This window comes from Thioclava electrotropha (genome assembly GCF_002085925.2).
Taxonomy (GTDB): Bacteria; Pseudomonadota; Alphaproteobacteria; order Rhodobacterales; family Rhodobacteraceae; genus Thioclava; species Thioclava electrotropha.
Window position 1 is genome coordinate 1,946,894 of record NZ_CP053562.1, and the last position, 16,091, is coordinate 1,962,984.

At 64.7% G+C, this 16,091-nt stretch carries 20 protein-coding genes and 1 tRNA gene; 12 read left to right on the forward strand and 9 right to left on the reverse strand.

Annotation, left to right across the window (positions count from 1 at the left end):
* Positions 1-51 precede the first annotated feature (51 nt).
* A complete protein-coding gene (locus tag AKL02_RS09310) occupies positions 52-1,152 on the reverse strand; it encodes an AI-2E family transporter (protein WP_078523178.1) in 1,101 nt (366 codons plus the stop codon).
* Positions 1,153-1,331: 179 nt separating this feature from the next.
* On the opposite strand from AKL02_RS09310, the gene AKL02_RS09315 reads away from it, so the two are divergent.
* A tRNA-Ser gene (locus AKL02_RS09315) sits at positions 1,332-1,421 on the forward strand.
* A 107-nt stretch (positions 1,422-1,528) separates the two neighbouring features.
* On the opposite strand, the gene AKL02_RS09320 is transcribed toward AKL02_RS09315, so the two are convergent.
* On the reverse strand, positions 1,529-2,731 hold the full coding sequence (locus AKL02_RS09320; protein ID WP_083077868.1) for a M24 family metallopeptidase: 1,203 nt from the start codon (positions 2,729-2,731) through the stop codon (positions 1,529-1,531).
* A 348-nt stretch (positions 2,732-3,079) separates the two neighbouring features.
* On the opposite strand from AKL02_RS09320, the gene AKL02_RS09325 reads away from it, so the two are divergent.
* The 4 genes from AKL02_RS09325 (at position 3,080) to AKL02_RS09340 (ending at position 6,969) form a co-directional block, all read left to right on the forward strand.
* Entirely contained in the window at positions 3,080-4,738 is a 1,659-nt protein-coding gene (locus AKL02_RS09325) for a BCCT family transporter (protein WP_083077869.1), read from the forward strand.
* A 143-nt stretch (positions 4,739-4,881) separates the two neighbouring features.
* A complete protein-coding gene (locus AKL02_RS09330) occupies positions 4,882-5,706 on the forward strand; it encodes a glycosyltransferase family 2 protein (protein WP_083077870.1) in 825 nt (274 codons plus the stop codon).
* A 64-nt stretch (positions 5,707-5,770) separates the two neighbouring features.
* Positions 5,771-6,208, forward strand: coding sequence for a type II 3-dehydroquinate dehydratase (gene aroQ / locus AKL02_RS09335; RefSeq protein WP_078550630.1), 438 nt, complete (start codon positions 5,771-5,773; stop codon positions 6,206-6,208).
* 161 nt (positions 6,209-6,369) lie between these two features.
* Complete coding sequence (locus AKL02_RS09340; RefSeq protein WP_083077871.1) at positions 6,370-6,969, forward strand: DUF2927 domain-containing protein; 600 nt, start codon at positions 6,370-6,372, stop codon at positions 6,967-6,969.
* Here the strand turns inward: AKL02_RS09340 and AKL02_RS09345 are convergent, their stop codons facing one another.
* The 3 genes from AKL02_RS09345 to AKL02_RS09355 all read right to left on the reverse strand — a co-directional run bounded on the left by AKL02_RS09345 (position 6,970) and on the right by AKL02_RS09355 (position 9,457).
* Positions 6,970-7,707: a sulfite exporter TauE/SafE family protein gene (locus AKL02_RS09345; protein ID WP_078523147.1), complete on the reverse strand. Its 738-nt coding sequence runs from the start codon at positions 7,705-7,707 to the stop codon at positions 6,970-6,972.
* A gap of 66 nt (positions 7,708-7,773) precedes the next feature.
* On the reverse strand, positions 7,774-8,727 hold the full coding sequence (locus AKL02_RS09350; protein ID WP_083077872.1) for an aldo/keto reductase: 954 nt from the start codon (positions 8,725-8,727) through the stop codon (positions 7,774-7,776).
* Positions 8,728-8,746: 19 nt separating this feature from the next.
* A complete protein-coding gene (locus AKL02_RS09355; RefSeq protein WP_083077873.1) occupies positions 8,747-9,457 on the reverse strand; it encodes an SDR family oxidoreductase in 711 nt (236 codons plus the stop codon).
* Positions 9,458-9,684: 227 nt separating this feature from the next.
* Here AKL02_RS09355 and AKL02_RS09360 point away from each other — a divergent pair, with 227 nt between their 5' ends.
* Complete coding sequence (locus AKL02_RS09360) at positions 9,685-10,356, forward strand: phosphoribosyltransferase (RefSeq protein WP_083077874.1); 672 nt, start codon at positions 9,685-9,687, stop codon at positions 10,354-10,356.
* Between the two features lie 13 nt (positions 10,357-10,369).
* Here the strand turns inward: AKL02_RS09360 and AKL02_RS09365 are convergent, their stop codons facing one another.
* The 4 genes from AKL02_RS09365 to AKL02_RS21085 all read right to left on the reverse strand — a co-directional run bounded on the left by AKL02_RS09365 (position 10,370) and on the right by AKL02_RS21085 (position 11,904).
* Positions 10,370-10,795, reverse strand: coding sequence for a DUF2267 domain-containing protein (locus tag AKL02_RS09365; protein WP_078523151.1), 426 nt, complete (start codon positions 10,793-10,795; stop codon positions 10,370-10,372).
* A gap of 38 nt (positions 10,796-10,833) precedes the next feature.
* Positions 10,834-11,256, reverse strand: coding sequence for a c-type cytochrome (locus tag AKL02_RS09370; RefSeq protein WP_083077875.1), 423 nt, complete (start codon positions 11,254-11,256; stop codon positions 10,834-10,836).
* A 79-nt stretch (positions 11,257-11,335) separates the two neighbouring features.
* Positions 11,336-11,554, reverse strand: coding sequence for an Hsp20/alpha crystallin family protein (locus tag AKL02_RS09375; protein WP_232621780.1), 219 nt, complete (start codon positions 11,552-11,554; stop codon positions 11,336-11,338).
* Complete coding sequence (locus tag AKL02_RS21085; RefSeq protein ID WP_232621758.1) at positions 11,467-11,904, reverse strand: hypothetical protein; 438 nt, start codon at positions 11,902-11,904, stop codon at positions 11,467-11,469. Before AKL02_RS21085 ends, AKL02_RS09375 begins: the two co-directional genes overlap by 88 nt.
* 191 nt (positions 11,905-12,095) lie before the next feature.
* Here AKL02_RS21085 and AKL02_RS09380 point away from each other — a divergent pair, with 191 nt between their 5' ends.
* From AKL02_RS09380 to csgH, 6 genes are all read left to right on the forward strand, one after another.
* Positions 12,096-12,935, forward strand: coding sequence for a universal stress protein (locus tag AKL02_RS09380; protein WP_083077877.1), 840 nt, complete (start codon positions 12,096-12,098; stop codon positions 12,933-12,935).
* 8 nt (positions 12,936-12,943) lie between these two features.
* Complete coding sequence (locus AKL02_RS09385) at positions 12,944-13,378, forward strand: host attachment protein (RefSeq protein ID WP_083077878.1); 435 nt, start codon at positions 12,944-12,946, stop codon at positions 13,376-13,378.
* Positions 13,379-13,486: 108 nt separating this feature from the next.
* A complete protein-coding gene (locus AKL02_RS09390) occupies positions 13,487-13,852 on the forward strand; it encodes a hypothetical protein (protein ID WP_083077879.1) in 366 nt (121 codons plus the stop codon).
* A 744-nt stretch (positions 13,853-14,596) separates the two neighbouring features.
* On the forward strand, positions 14,597-14,953 hold the full coding sequence (locus AKL02_RS09395) for a hypothetical protein (RefSeq protein ID WP_078541300.1): 357 nt from the start codon (positions 14,597-14,599) through the stop codon (positions 14,951-14,953).
* 93 nt (positions 14,954-15,046) lie between these two features.
* Positions 15,047-15,460: a hypothetical protein gene (locus AKL02_RS09400; RefSeq protein WP_083077880.1), complete on the forward strand. Its 414-nt coding sequence runs from the start codon at positions 15,047-15,049 to the stop codon at positions 15,458-15,460.
* Between the two features lie 73 nt (positions 15,461-15,533).
* Positions 15,534-15,935 (forward strand): curli-like amyloid fiber formation chaperone CsgH, encoded by a 402-nt coding sequence (gene csgH / locus AKL02_RS09405; RefSeq protein ID WP_078541297.1) that lies wholly within the window; start codon positions 15,534-15,536, stop codon positions 15,933-15,935.
* Positions 15,936-16,091 lie beyond the last annotated feature (156 nt).

Sequence of the window (16,091 nt, forward strand, 5' to 3'; positions counted from 1 at the left end):
TATCTAAGCCATGTGCCGGTCAATCCAATCCCCGCGGATGACCCGCAGCCCTCAATGGTCCATATCGGGCAGGCCTTCGCGCGATAGCAGCACCGCCAAGGGCCTCAGGCGCGGGCTTTGGGCGCAAATGATCATCAGCGCCACCATGATCGGCACGGCGAGGAACATCCCCGGCAGCCCCCAGACCGCCCCCCAGAAGGCGAGCGAGATGATGATCCCGAAGCTCGACAGCCGCAGCGCATGGCCCATCAGCATCGGGTCGATCACGTTGCCGATCACGAATTGCAGGATGCCGACCGCGACCAGCACCGTGCCTGCGGTGTAGGGGTTCTGCGTCAGCACATAGACCGCGAGCGTCGCGATGACGGTTGCGATGATCGAGCCGATCGAAGGGATGAAGTTCAGCGCGAAGGTGATGATCGCGACGGGTAGCGCCAGATCGAACCCGCCCACGGTGAAGACGCCATAGACCGCGACGGCGGTGACCGCGCTGACGATGGCTTTCACGAGAAGGTAGTGGTTCACCCGGCGCATGATCGTGCCGACCATTCGCGCGATCCGCTCGGCGCTCTCGGAATCACCCATCAGCGAGTTGAGCTTGGCGTCGAACCAGATCCGCTCGGCAAAGAGGAAGCCCACGAAGAGAATGATCAGGATCGTGGCCGACAGCAGGTTCGAGGCCTGACCCGCCAAGGTCGTCAGATAGCCCGCCACCTGAATGCTCTGCATCGATTCCAGAACCGATTGTTCGACCTCGGGGCCCATCCAGCCGAAGAGCTGCGCGATCGCCTGCTGCGCGGGGCCCGCATAGTTCAGCACCATCGTCACGACCGTGTTCACCTGAGAGATCAGCACCGCGCTCAGCGTCAACAGCCCGCCCGCGATCAGCGCCAGCGCCACCAGCGACGCCAGACGCGGCGGAATCGAGACCGGCCCGATCCGCAGCCGCCCGACCGCGTTGATCGCCTCGGAGGTCAGCGAAAACAGGATGATCGCGATGGCCAGAGAGATCAGGATGAATTTCGCCTGCACCATCAGGAACAGCGCCAGCGCGAAGGCGATGATGCCCAGAAGCACATTGGTGAGCGCACGCGGCTCGAACGCGCGTCCATCGATCAGGGCAGGGTGGCCCTCATCGGGAGTGTCCTTCATCTTCATCATCTTCCTGTGCCTGACCCTGACGGGGGCGTAACCTGTTTTTCTTATGCTAGGAGCCGCCGCGCAGGCGCGCAAGCGCCGAACCCGCGTGATTTCAGGGCTTTTTCATGACCTGCGCATTATTCCGGATCGGGTCTTGCATCCCGCCCGGATTTGCGGATAAACCCGCCGGCGGAGCGGTGGCCGAGTGGTCGAAGGCGCACGCCTGGAAAGTGTGTAGGCGGGGAACCGTCTCGAGGGTTCGAATCCCTTCCGCTCCGCCACAATCCCCCAGCATTCGCCAATAATACCCGCTTTGCGCTGGCCGCGCGTGATCTCCTTTCGACCATGTCCACGCGGGCAGGCGCGCCGCCCGCGTGTCCGGGTCACGTCATCCTACCACGTTGAACGCGGGCCCGTAGGGATAGCCGGTGATGTCCTCGCCGCCGTCCTCGGTGATCACGAGGATGTCGTGCTCGCGATAGCCGCCCGCTCCGGGCTGGCCCTCGGGGATCGTCAGCATCGGCTCCATCGAGATCACCATGCCGGGCTCCAGCACCGTGTCGATATCCTCGCGCAGCTCCAGCCCCGCTTCGCGCCCGTAGTAATGCGACAGCACCCCGAAGCTGTGGCCATAGCCGAAGGTGCGGTATTGCAGCAGGTCGCGCTCGGCGAAGAAGGCGTTGATCTTCTCGGTCACGTCGGCGCAGCTCGCGCCGGGCTTAAGCAAGCTCATTCCGTATTCATGGGCGGCGACATTCGCCTCCCAGATCGCGCGCGAGGCGTCGTCGACCTCGCCCACGAAGAGCGTCCGCTCCAACGCCGTGTAATAGCCCGAGATCATCGGGAAGGTGTTGAGCGACAGGATATCGCCGCGCTGCAGGACGCGTCCCGTCACCGGGTTATGCGCGCCGTCGGTGTTGATGCCCGACTGGAACCAGACCCAGGTGTCGCGATACTCGGCCTCGGGAAAGCGCTTGGCGATCTCCAGCTCCATCGCGTCGCGGCCCGCCATCGCAACGTCGATCTCGCGCACGCCCTCGCGGATCGCCTCGCGGATCGCATAGCCGCCCACATCCGCGACGGCCGCGCCTTGCCGGATCAGCGCGATCTCGGCGGGGGATTTGTGCATCCGTTGCCGCATCGTGGCGGGGGCGATGTCATGCGTCTGCGAGGGCTCGAGGAAATCCTGCAGGAGCGCCGCCTGCGCAAGCGTCAGGTGATCGGATTCGACGCCCAGCACGCGGCGCTTGCCCGTCACCGAAGCGATCGCGCGCCAGTAATTGTTCCGCGCCCAGTCGGTATAGGTGATGTTGTCGCCATGGCAGCGCCGCCACGGCTGCGCGGCATCGATCCCCGCCGAGATTGTCACGCTGTCGGTCGGTGTCACGACCAGCGCATAGGGCCGCCCGAAGGCGCAATACAGAAAGCCCGAGTAATAGGCGATGTTGTGCATCGAGGTGAACAGGCAGGCGTCAATGCCCGCCTCGGTCATCGCCGCGCGCAGACCCGCGAGCCGTGCGTCGTATTCGGTGGCGGCGAAGGGCAGGATGCGCTCGCCTTGGTGAAATCGGTAAAAAGCAGGACGGTCCATCGGCACTCTTCCTTATCAGAGGCCACAGCGCGCCGAGGGATGATCTTCCCCCGTCGCGCGCTGCGACAAAGCAAGATCCCGGCGTGCAGGATGGGTGAGACAGGGCGGGCGCAAGCTGCGCCGGCGACGCCATCGCCTTCAGCCCTGAGCGGCAGATTGAGCGAAAACCGCCTCGCTGCCAAGCCCATCCATTCCGTCGGGTGCGATTTGCTTTTTCATAAATCGGCGGAACCCGGCGCACGCATGAAACATTGATCGATCCGAGGGAACCCTGCCGAGACGTGCGGGGATTGGGCGCCCAGTCTCGTCAACCGACGCGATCCGGCGCACCAACAGAAAGGGAGACCAATGCACGATAAGATGCCGCAAGAACGGCTGTTCATATTCCCCAAGGTCCACAAGACGGTGTTCCTCGTCTCTGCGGTCCTCATCATCGGGTTCATCATCTTCGGCGCCATGTTCAGCGATCAGGCCAAGGCGCTCTTCACCGGCTTGCAGGACTGGCTCGCGACCAACCTCGGTTGGGCGCTGATCGTCGAGGTGAACCTATTCCTTGCCGCAACCGTCTTTCTCGCCTTCGGACCTTATGGCGATATCCGACTGGGTCGCATGACCGACAAGCCCGCTTACGGGCTTTTTTCATGGACGGCGATGCTGTTCTCGGCCGGGATCGGGATCGGTCTGATCTACTGGGGCGTGGCCGAGCCCCTGTATCACTTCTTCGCCCCGCCCGTCGGCGAGGCGGAAACCCAAGCCTCCGCCCGGCAAGCGATGACCATCGCCTTCATGCACTGGGGCTTCCAGGCCTGGGCGATCTATGCGGTCGTGGCGCTGGCGCTGGCCTATTTCCACTTCCGCAAGGGCCTGCCGCTGACGATCCGCTCGGCGCTCTATCCGCTTCTGGGCGAGAAAATCTACGGGCCGTGGGGCTCTGCGGTCGATATTCTCGCGGTGTTCGGCACCATGTTCGGGATCGTGACCTCGCTGGGCCTTGGTGCGATGCAGATCAATTCGGGCCTCGGCACCGTCTTCGGTATCGACCAATCCCCCTTCGTGCAGATCATCATCATCGCCTGCATCACGGCGGCCGCGACCCTGTCGGTCGTGGCGGGCCTCGATGGCGGGATCAAGCGGCTGTCGAACCTCAATATCGGCCTGTCGATCGTGTTCCTCGCCTTCATGGTCATCGTCGGCCCGACCATCTTCATCTTCGACCTCTTCGTCCAAAGCTATGGCGATTACATCGCGGAACTCGTCAGCTGGGGCTCCTGGACCGAGGCGTGGCAGAAGGACGGCTCGTGGCAGAATAGCTGGACCATCTTCTACTGGGCGTGGTGGATTTCCTGGTCGCCCTTCGTCGGCGTCTTCATCGCGCGTATCTCGAAAGGGCGCACGATCCGCGAATTCGTGGTGGGCGTGATGCTGCTGCCGACGACGATCATGTTCTTCTGGTTCTGTGCCTTCGGCGGCACCGCGCTCGACATCTCGCTCGGCGGTGACAGCACCATCGTGGACGCGACGAAGAACGCCTATGGCGACGCGATGTTCGCGCTGCTCGACCATTTCCCGGCGGCGAAGGTGATGTCGGGCTTCACGGTGATCCTGATCGTGATGTGGTTCGTGACCTCCTCGGATTCGGGCTCCTTCGTGATCGACATGCTGACCGCGGGCGGCGATGCCGATCCGCCGAAGGTGCAGCGGATCTTCTGGGCGGTCACGGAAGGCGCGGTGGCCTCGGTGCTGCTGCTCGCAGGCGGGCTGAACGCGCTGCAGGCGGCGGCGGTCGTGGCGGGCTTCCCCTTCGCGATCGTGTGCTTCTTCATCCTCATCGGCTTGCTGAAAGCGCTGCGATGGGACCCCTTGATGCTCTATCGCCACAACCAGCGCTACCAGAGCGACGAGGAGGCCGATCACGCGATGCCATCCGAATTGCCGGGCGATCTCTACGGGGCCGATCCGACCCCGCCACCGGCACCGCAAGGGGCGCAGGCCAACCCTGCGGAGTGATCGCAAGACCCATGACGAGAGAAGGCCGGGCCGCAGCGCCCGGCCTTTCCATGCGGCGCGTTGGCGGGGCCAGAGTGGCGTTAGGGATTTCTTAATCGTGTTGACGCAGCGTTAGTGGAGTTCCTAACGGATGGGTAAGGTCGATGAAGATTTCCCTGATTACTGCGGTCTATGACGCTGAGGACACCGTCGGCGATGCCATCGCCTCGGTCGCGCGGCAGAGCCACCGTAATCTCGAGCATCTTATCATCGAGGGGCGCTCGCACGACGGCTCTCTCGCGGCGATCGAGGCTGCGCGCCATTCTCGGATGATAGCTTTCAGCGAGGCCGATGGGGGCCTCTACGATGCGCTCAACAAGGGCATCGCGCGGGCGACGGGTGAGGTCGTGGGCTTCGTTCATGCCGATGACATGCTGGCTCATCGCGATGCGCTGGCCCATGTCGCCGCCGCCTTTGCCGATCCGCAGGTCGAGGCCGTCTTCGCCAATCTCGATTATGTCCTGCGCGGCGATCCGGATACTGTTATCCGGCATTGGGCCAATGGCGGCTTCACCCCGGCCAAGCTGCGCCGGGGCTGGGCGCCCGCGCATCCCACGCTCTACCTGCGCCGCGCCACCTATGCGCGGCTGGGAGGCTTTAACACCTCTTACCGGATCGCGGCGGATTATGACTTCATGCTGCGTGTCTTCAGCGCGCTCCAAGGTCGCGCGGTCTACCTGCCCGAGCTTCTCTACAAGATGCGGCTGGGCGGCGTCAGCAACCGCTCTCTGGCGCACCTGCGCCGCAAGATGGTCGAAGATTATCGGGCGATCCGCACCAATCATCTGGGCGGGCCTGTCTCGGCGCTCGGCGTGCTCGCGCGCAAGAACCTCTCCAAGCTGCGCCAGTTCGTCGAGCGTGACCAAGGCGCCACCACACCAGCCGATCACGCCCTTTTGCTGGACGCGAACCCGCGCAAGGCCCTATAGCTTTGGGAAATGATCCGCGCTGGGGGCAGGGCGCACCCGTCCCACGCGCCATCCGGAGCGCAGAATGTCGAAGACCATCCATATCCTCAACGGCCCGAACCTGAACCTTCTGGGCAAGCGCCAGCCCGAGATCTACGGCTCGGACACGCTCGAGGATGTGGAGCGGATCTGCCGCGAGGAGGCGCAGCCCAAGGGCTTCGAGGTCGCGCTGTTTCAGTCGAATTTCGAAGGCGAGATCGTCGAACAGATCCACCGCGCGCGCGACGCGGCCTGCGCGATCGTGATCAACGCCGGCGCCTATACCCACACCTCCGTCGCGATCCTCGATGCGCTCAACACCTTCGAGGGTCCAGTCTTCGAGGTGCACATTTCCAATGTTCACAAGCGGGAAAACTTCCGCCATCATTCCTTCATCTCGCAACGCGCGGAGGGGGTTTTGGCAGGCTTCGGGATCGAGGGTTATGCCCTCGCCACCCGCCGCGCCTGTTCGGTTCTGAGTTAAGAGAGGGCTTTAAGATCGGTCTGCAACTATTTGAGAAATCAATAAGTATTGCCCGCGGCGTCGCCCCCGGCGCGACCTGCCTTGCGCTTGCTCTCAGCCTCGCGCTCCCCGCGCAAGCGCGCGACGCCGCCGCTGATCGCAACATCGCCAATTCCGGCAAGATGAGCGATCGCGACTTCTACCGGGCGATGGCCTGCGCCGCGCGACCCGGGGGCGCCTGCACCTTGCCCTATCGCCGATGGGCCGCCAGCAAGTGCCGCGACCTGACGGTGGGCCTTGCATTCCGCTCAAAGCATTTCCCCGCGAAGCGCGCCCATGCCATCGAAGAGGCCGCCCGCGCGGCGATCGACCAGATCAACAAGACCGGCGCCGCGCTACATCTGAGCTACGCCGGGGCGCGTCCCGCGGATATCAATCTCTATCTGACCGACACGCCCGTGGGCGGCACCGTGCGGGGAACGCCGTCGATGCGTCTCAACGGCAGGCGATTAGGACCGGGCACGGTCGCTAAGGTGACGTTCTATTGGCAGACGAATACGGGCCGGATCACCGATGCCGATATCGCCTTCAGTCGAGACATCCAGATGCGCGATATCCGCTCGGTCGTGCTGGAGGAAATCGTGCAGTCGCTGGGTTTCTCGACCGATCTGGAAGACCCGTACTATACGCAAAGCTCGATCTTCTCGGAAAACGGGAATTCGGTCACGCGGCTGATCGGGCAGGACGCGATGACCCTGCGCAGCCATTACCCGCCGCGCTGATCACATCACCTGCATCCCGCCGCGGATCAGCAGCAGAACCGACAGCACCGCCAGCATGATCTGGATGACCCGCATGTAGAGCTGCTGCGACAGCCGCGCGGTCAGCCAGCGCCCCGCGACGGTGCCCGCGATCCCCGCCACCGCAAGTCCCGCGACGAGCGACCAGTTCAGCCCGTCGAGTTGCCCGATCACCCAATAGGCAGGGAGTTTCACGATATTGCCGATCGCGAAGGCGATGGCGATGGTGCCCGCGAATTCGAGCTTCGGCAGCTTTTGCGGCAGGAGGTAAGCCTGCACCGGCGGCGCGCCGGAATGGGTGATGAAGCTCGCGATCCCGGTCAGTGTCCCCCAGAACAGCCCCGGCACGATACGGGCCTCGGCTTGGCTATCGTCATGCCGCTTTAACCACGCCCGCGCGACATGCCAGATCCCGATCAGCCCGGTGAAGATCAGCAGCGCCCATTCGGGTGTGTAGGGCGTGATGAGCGTCGCGATGGCGACGCCCGCGAGGATCGCAGGCACGAGGATGAACAGGTTCCGCTTCGAGAAATGGTGGCGGTAGAGCCAGACGCCCACCCAATCGGTCACGATATAGACCGGCAGCAGCGTCGCCGCCGCCTTCACCGGGTTCATGAACAGCGCCAGCATCGGCACCGCGATGGCCGCGGCGGTCGAAAGCCCACCCTTCGACATCCCGACGATCAGAGCCGCCACGATCAGCAATACGGTTTCATACATGTAAACGGCGTCCGGTCGGGAGGGGAGGATCGGGCGGCCCGGCGGCCACCCGAGTGTTAGGAAAGATTAAGCGCCCGCATCGGTCAAGCGGCGCATCTCTTCGTCGGTCAGGCTCATTTCGACGGCTTTCGCGAAGCTTTCCACTTGCGACAAGCTGGTGGCGCTCGCGATCGGGGCGCTGACGCCCTCGCGGTTGATCAACCATGCCGTCGCGACCTCGGCCGGTTTCGCGCCTTTCTGGCTAGCGACGTCTTCGAGCACGTCGAGGATCGCCATGCCGCGATCGGTCAGGTATTTCTCGACCATCCCGCCACGCTTGCGGCCCTCCAGATCGGCTTTCGAGCGGTATTTTCCCGACAGGAACCCGGCGGCGAGCGAGAAATAGGTGACCACGCCGATATTCTCGCGCAGGCAGAGGTCGCGCAGCGGCCCGTCGAAGCCGTCACGGTCATAAAGGTTATATTCCGGCTGGATCACCTGATAACGTGGCAAACCTTCTGCATCGGCGGTTTCCAGCGCCGCCGTCAGCAGGTCGGCATCGTAATTCGACGCGCCGATCGCGCGAACCTTGCCTGCCTTCAGCAGCGTGTCATAGGCGCCCAGCGTCTCGGCATGGCTGACGCTGTCATCGGGCCAATGCGAGAAATAGAGATCGATGTGATCGGTCTTGAGCCGCTCCAGCGACCGGTCGATGGCTTTGGAAATCCACTCCGCGCCCAGACCTTTCTCGCCCGGTCCGCCCATATCGGAGCCGACCTTTGTGAACAGCTTCACCTTCTCGCGCATGCCGGGACGCGCCTCGAACCAGCGGCCCAGAACGGTCTCGGACTCGCCGCCCGAATTGCCCTCGGCCCATTTCGAATAGACGTCGGCGGTGTCGATCGCATCGAACCCGTGGTCGACGAAGGCGTCGAGGATGCGGAAGCTCTCGGCTTCGTCCAGCGTCCAGCCGAAGACGTTGCCGCCAAAGACGATGGGGGCGATTTCGAAGCCTGTCGTGCCGAGGGGGGTGCGTTTCATGGGAGGTCCTTTCGCTTGCTCAGATCAGCAGCCCGCCGCCTTCGACAAAGACGGTGGAGCCGGTCATGTAAGGGTTGTCCATCAGGGCGAGCGCCTGAATGGCGATATGTTCGGGCAGGCCGACCTGGCCCACGGGCAGACGCTCGGCCGCATTGTCGAACATCGTGCGGCGTCCATCGCCCTCAAGGCTCTCGTACATCTCGGTTTTCACCAGCCCGGGGGAGATGCAGTTAACCCGCACCGGCGCGAATTCCAGCGCGAGGCCACGGGTCAGCCCCTCGAGCCCTGCGTTGATCGCGCCCTGAATCGCCGCGCCGGATTTGGGCCGTTGCGACAGGAAACCCGAGGTGAAGGTGAGCGAGCCGCCATCCGCGATCTTCGCCACGCGGGCGAGGCGATAGGCACCCCAGAATTTCGAGTCGAAAGAGGCTTGCGCATCTTCCAGCGGCAACTCTTTCACGGCGGCGACCTTGGTGCTGGCCGCCGAGCAATAGATGTGGTGCCACTCGGGGCGCTCGTCGAAGAATGCCTCCAGTGCGGCGGCATCGCCGGTGTCGAGCGACACGCCCTCGACGGAACCGCCCAGCCGTTCGCAGGCCCCTTCGACCTTCTGCGCCGAGCGCGAGGCGATGGTGACCCGTGCGCCGCGGTCCAACGCCGCCTGCGCCACGCCGAAACCGATGCCCGATGAGCCGCCGACGACGAGAATGCGGTTATCTTTCAAACTCATGGCGCTGATCTCCTGTTCTCGAGCTGTCGCGCTCTGCCATGCGGCGACCACTCAAAATCGACATAGGGCCGCGGGTGCGGCGGTCCCGAATTTCTTTTCACTTTGTGCGGAGCACGGCGCGGTTAGGCGGCGATTGCGTCGGTGTGCCGTTGTTGAAAATCAATGCCGCACCCTCGATGGCACGGCACGCTGGCTTCCGACTGCACCCATGGGCAAAGGAGGCCCGCATGAGTGATCTCGAAGGCTATACCGACCGGACCGAGGCGGGGATCGTCCTCGCGCGTCAGCTTGAAGCCTATCGCGGGCGCGACGCGGTGGTGCTTGCGCTGCCGCGTGGCGGAGTGCCGGTCGCGTGGGAGGTGGCCGAGCGCCTGGATCTGCCGCTGGATCTTGTCTTCGTGCGCAAGCTCGGCGCGCCCAGCAATCCCGAAGTGGCGCTTGCGGCGATCGCGGGGCTGCGTGGCGAGGTGCTGGTGCGCAACGCCGATGTGATCCGCGCCAGCGGCTGCGATGAGGCGACTTTGGAGAGCCTCGCCGCCCGCGAGCGCGAGGTGATCGCGGACCGGATCAAGCGCTACGGCGCGCCGGGGCTGCCGCTGGCCGGGCGGGTCGCGATCCTCGTGGATGACGGGGTGGCGACGGGGGCCACGATGCGCGCGGCGCTGCGGGCGGTTCGGGCCGCCGGTCCCGCAGAGCTGGTCTGCGCGATCCCGGTCGCGTCAGAGGACGCTCTGGAGGCGATCCGCACCGAGGCCGACCGCGTGATCTGCCCGCTGGTGCCGTCGTATTTTGGGGCGGTCGGGGCCTATTACACCTATTTCGGGCAGGTTCCCGATGCGGAGGTCGCGCAAATCCTCGCCACGGCGCAGGCGCGACCGTCGCGCAAGGATCGGGCCTAGTAGTCCCTCCCGCTCAGGCCAGCAGGCTGCGCAGCGAGTGGCGCATCGCTTGCGTTACCTGCCGGTATTCGCCCTCGGAAATCCGTTCATGCAGCAGATCGAACACCGCCGCCACTTCCGCTTCGGGATCGTCGAGCGGGCGGTCGGCAAACGCCTCCGCCACCCGTCCGACAAAGGCGTCGCGATTGCGCGGATGCGCGGGCTGGCGCGAGGGCACGAAGCCGTCGTAGTAAATCCCGCGCAGCAGCACCGGAAGTTGCGCCCCGAGATCGGCAGCTTCCGCGGTGGTCAGGAAATCGCGGATCGCATGCAAGGTCGTGCGCAGCAGCAGATAGGCGTGACTGCGGTCCTTGTTATCCAAGCGATATTCGAGATCGTTGAGCCATTCCGCCACGATCTGCGGGGCGTGGTCGATGGCACTCAGGCCAGTCACTTTCATCGGTCAAACCTCCCGGTTGGAGCGCTGAGGACGCTGCCTCAGCTTTGAATGCTTGCGAGATATTCCGCGATCAGCAGGATTTGCCCGCGGCTATAGACCTCCGCGTTGAGCGCTCCGAGCGTCCCTGCGGTATCCTCCATCATCGTCGGGCCGAAGCTGGGCATCGCGCCCCGGTGGAAGGGCATCTGCTGGCCGCCGTCGATCAGATGCACGACCCGCGCGAGCGGGAATTCCCCATTATTATTCGCCGAAAGCTGGGTGAGCGCCGGCACCTGCGTGGTGAAATATTCGCTGAGCGGCCCATCGCCGGCCGCGCTCTTGCCGTGGCAGGTGGCACAGTAATTTTGGTAAAGATCGGCCCCCATCTGCGCCGCGGTCATCGGGCTGCTGGAGGCCTCTTCCGCACTGGCGGGAAGGGCCCATGCGAGGGCTGCGAGGGTTGCAAGAATGGCTCTGGTCATCGGACTGTCCTTCCGGTTCAGGGGGCGGTCCGTCGCGCTGACAGTTCGGGGCGCGAAGGGCCGCCCGGGTGATGCGCGCTCATCGCGCCTTGACGTCGATGCGGCGATCTTTCTCGCGCGCTTCGGCGGCTTTCGGCAGGGTCACGGTCAGGACCCCGTCGCTCAGAACCGCCTCGATGCGGTCGGGGTCGACCTCGCGCGGCAGAGCGATCATGCGTTCGAGCCTGCCGGAACTCCGCTCCTGCAGGACGTAGTCGCCCTCATGCGCCTCGCGCTCGCTGGTGCGTTCGCCGTGGATCTTGAGCCGCCCGTCTTCGAGCTTGAGCTCGATCTCCTCGGCTTGAGGCCGGGCAGGTCGACGCGCAGCTCGTAGCTTCCGTCATTCGCGACGAAATCCATCGCCGGGGCGGAGAGAGCGCCAAAGCCCGCTGGCAGGCTCAGAGCGCGGGACCAATCGCGTCCGGTATGTGTGAAATCGTCAAAAAGGCGATCGATCTCCGCGCGCAACATCCCGAACACATCGCGCCCGCGGGCGGGCGCAGAAGCGCTGGTGGCGGCGCCTTTCGCGGGTGTTTCGGCACTCGGGGTCTTGTTGGTCGGCGGGGTGTTCTCGTGTTTGATGCCAATCTCTTTGGCTTGAGGTGTCATGCTGGATCTCCCGTGCGAAGAATCTCAATGATGGAACGGCATCAAGCTTTGATGACCGGCGCGGCGCCCGCATTGACGGCGCGCATAGCGGCGCGCGGCCTCGCGAAAGGATCCGACGTTGCGCACGATCAATGCCATTTTGCGCGCAGCGCCGTAGGTTTGGGCCGATGTGACCATTCAGGAGCCCCAAGATGATTCCGCGCACCCTTGCCGCTGCCTTTCTAGAGACCGACGAAGCCCGCTGGCTCGCCCCGATGGCGGCCGCGCTGTGTCGCCGCTTCGAGGCGCATCTGATCGGATCGCATGGCGTCGAGCCGCTGCCGCTGTTGGGCGGCGATCTTGCGAGCGATCCGATCGTCTATCCCGAATTCGTCGACTGGCAACGCAAGGAGGCGGCTGAGATCCGCGAGACGTTTGAACATGCGCTCAAGGCCGAAGATGTGCAGGGCGAATTTCGGACCCCCAGTGGTGTGCGTGACGCGCTGATCGATTTTCTCGTCGATAGCTGCCGCGCCGCCGACCTCGTCATCTCTGCCCGGGTGCCGGCCCATTCCGGGCGCGCGGGCGATCTGCGTATGCAAGAGCAACTGATCCGCCAGGCCGGGCGTCCGGTCCTGGTGGTGAGCGAGGCTGCGCAACTCGATAGGCCCGCGCAGCATATCCTCGTCGGGGTTTCGTGCAGCCGCGAGGCGATGCGGGCGGTGCATGACATGCTCTATCTTGCGGCGCACGGTGCGCGGATCGATCTGCTTTCCGTGTCGCCGTCGGAAGGCGAGCGGGAGGCCGTGGACGATCTGCGCGACGACCTCGCGGCGGCGCTGGACCGGCGCGGCTTCGACGTGACGCTTCTGGACCGGATGAAGACGACCTCGGAAGCGGGCGATGCGTTGCTCCACACCGCGCGCGAACGCGGGGCCGAGATGATCGCCGTCGGCGCTTACGGCCATTCGCGGCTCTATGACTTCGTGATCGGCGCGGTGACCACGCGCCTGTTGGAAAAATCCCACCTGCCGGTGCTGTTCTCAAAATAGGTGAGCCGATGCGACAGCCGAAGAAAACCGAATGGATCGTGGTGATGAACGCCGCCAGCGCGCATGTGCTGGCCGATGCCGAGGGAAGCAAGGCGGTCTTCGAGCTGGAAGCGCCGCATGAGAGCCCGCGAGATAAGGCGGGTCGCAGCTTCTCGAGCGGGTCGCCCGGGCGGCGGGCCACGATGGCGCCGCATGGCGATCCGGACCACGCGCCGGAGATCGCTTTCGCGCATCAGCTGTGTGATCGTCTCGAAGAGAGCCTCGGGCGAGAGCAATTCGACACGCTCGTCCTCGTCGCGCCGCCGCGGATGCTGGGCGCAATGCGCGACGCCATGTCCGCGGCTCTGGCGGCGCGGGTGAGCCGGGAGATCCACTCCAACCTCGCGAGCCTCTCGCCGCGCCATTTCCGTGAGAAGCTGCAAGAGGCGCTGAAGGTGACCTGAGCCGCGCCTTTGCATTTTGCAGTGACGGCGATCAATGCGCGACGCCTTGCGGCTTTGCATCCTGCCTACCTGTCGCACGGTTCAAAACCGGATCAGAGGAGAAACGCCATGGCCAAGACATCCAGCGACGCTGCACACGAACGCGCCGATATCGAGGACCACGAACGCCATGCGGTCGAGGCGATCCGCGCCGATCTCGAAGAGCTGCGCGATGATGTAGGCGAATTGGCGCAGGCGCTTCGCCGCCATGGTCGGCTGCGGGCCAGCGATCTTGGCGCGGAGGCGACGCGGCGGGGCCACGATCTCGTAGAGGATACCCGCGACGCGGTGCTCGAAATGCGCCACTCGCTGGCAGAGGCGCAGCATGACTTGCGTCGAAGCGTTCGCAGCCATCCCGTGCCGTGGGCCGGGGTGCTTCTTGGTATGGTCGGAACCGGCCTGCTGGTCGCGCTGCTGATGGAGCGTCGCAATTGAGAGGAACTGGCATGTGTGTGGGGGCAGGCCGCGCGGGCGGTAGGGGTCGATAAAGAGACACCGCTCGCAGTGTCTGTCAGGGGGGAGTGGCGCGCGTTTCCGTATCGGGAGCGCGCGCTGCGCATTTCGGGGGCGCGTCGCCGCGTGGTCCGTGTCGGTCTTCCCCAATTCCCTCCGGCCCGAGTCGCGCGGCTCTCTACTCAAGCACGGCCGCCACCAAGCGATATCGCAAATCAGGCCCGAGATATTCCCGATTTCCAGAGGCGCCTCGATCGACGCGGTGCGGTTTTCCGGCCGGGTCTTGTCGCGCGTCAATGCGCCGGGACGCGCTGTGGGTTTCGCCACCGGGCAACCCTCCGAATGGCGGCCTGCGTCTCACGCAGAGGGCCTTCCGTCATTGCGCGGGCGCAAGCGAGACCGCCATCGCCCGCACCCCATCCGCTGCAACGCTCCGCACGCCCGCGTCACGCGATGACCCGTTCGGGGCACCTGCGCGGCCATATGCGCGCAGTGGCCAAGGATATCGCGTCTGGCGGACCACTTGCGCCGGTGGGTGAACTATCGCGGGCGGTCCGCGGTCGGGCGGTGCCGAAGGGGCAGCGTTCAGGCCGAAGCGCATGGCGATCGGGGCGTCTTCGATGATGTTTGCGTCCCCGATCCCGGCGCAGCTCCGGCGTAGCGTGGAGGAACGATCGGGACGCGGATCCGGATCGATCAACATTCTTTAGTCTGGAGACCATCACCATGAAACATCTGCTTCTCGCCACCGCTGTCGTTCTCTCCGGCGCCGGGGCCGCCCTCGCAGGCGGTAACGTGTCGCTCACCGACCAGATGGGCTGGTTCAATGGGTCGAGCACGACGCAGCTTGGCATGAACAACTCGGCCATCACCGTGCAGCGCGACTACGGCAACACCAGCACCACGGTGCAACGTGGGATCGCCAACTTCTCGGGCACCGGTCAGACCGGCGCGTTCAACAACTCGATCACCGATCAGTTGGGCCTCGGGAACTACTCGTCCACCATTCAGGGCAATGTCGGCAACTCGTCGGCCACGGTCCAGACCGGTGTCGGCAACGTGTCGAGCACCGTTCAGAACTGACGTCCCATGGTTGATCGGGCGGGCTGCGATCCGCCCGATCAACGTCTTGAAGGCGGCTGCTGTGCCGTCGCGACAGCAACAAGGAGAAAGGTTATGAGTTTCGCAACACAGATGAGAGCCCCCACGGCGCCCCCCGCGATACTCGCGACCGGGCTTTTGGCCGCTCTGGGATTGGGCGTTTTCGCGAAGGAAGCTGCGGCGCAGAGCCGGCCTTTCTATGATCCGAGTAGCGCCCCCATCGCATCCATCACCCCGCAGCCATCACGCGGCAATGTGGCCGTCACGCAGCAGCAGGGCAGCTATAATGACGCCTCAACCACGCAGAGCGGCCACAACAATGTCGCGGGCACCGTCCAATCGGGCTCTGGTTTCGGCAGCTCGATCTCTCAGCTCGGCAACTACCAGACGGAGACCCATTTCCAGGGTGAGACGCGTCTGGGCGTGACCCGCAGCGGGAGCGGCGTTGGCGGAAACGGCTCGATCGGCATTCAGTTCGAGCTGAAATGAAACCGATAGCCGTCCGTTTAGCCCCGCCCGTCGCAACGCGTGCGGGGCAGGGGGACGAGAAAGGAGGCACACCATGCCTCGGAACCTGCAAATGCTCGACTACCTGCGTCGCGGAGGGCTGCTTGTCCTCATCGGAGGGATGCCATTCGGAATGGCGCTCGCGATGAGCGCGCAAAGCTCACAAGGCGCAGCCCCTCTCAGCTGCGAGATCGCAGAGCGCCCCGCAGCTCCGCATCTCGAGCTGACCGCGCGGGTGCAATCGGCGCGCGCAATGCGCGGGCGCTACTCCTTCACCGTGATCTCGAGCGGTGCGGGCGGCACCTCCAGCACCACGCAGGGCGGCGCTTTCGCCACCCGCGCGGACGAGGCGCAGACGCTGTCCAAGGTCTATGTCTCCGCCGGTCCACATGCCGTCGTCTCGGCGCGACTGGACGTCGAAGGCGAGGGTGGCGTGACCTGCAGTGCAAAAAAGTGATCGTCGGGACCCGCTGATTCCGCCTCTGTCCGCGCCGCACATTGTCGGCGCGCATAGGCAGGCTTGATGACTGTCATTGTCGAAATTTCTCCGTGGCGGAGGATTTCCTTAATCAAAGGGTTAAGGGGATTTCGCCATGTCTTTGAGCATGCACGC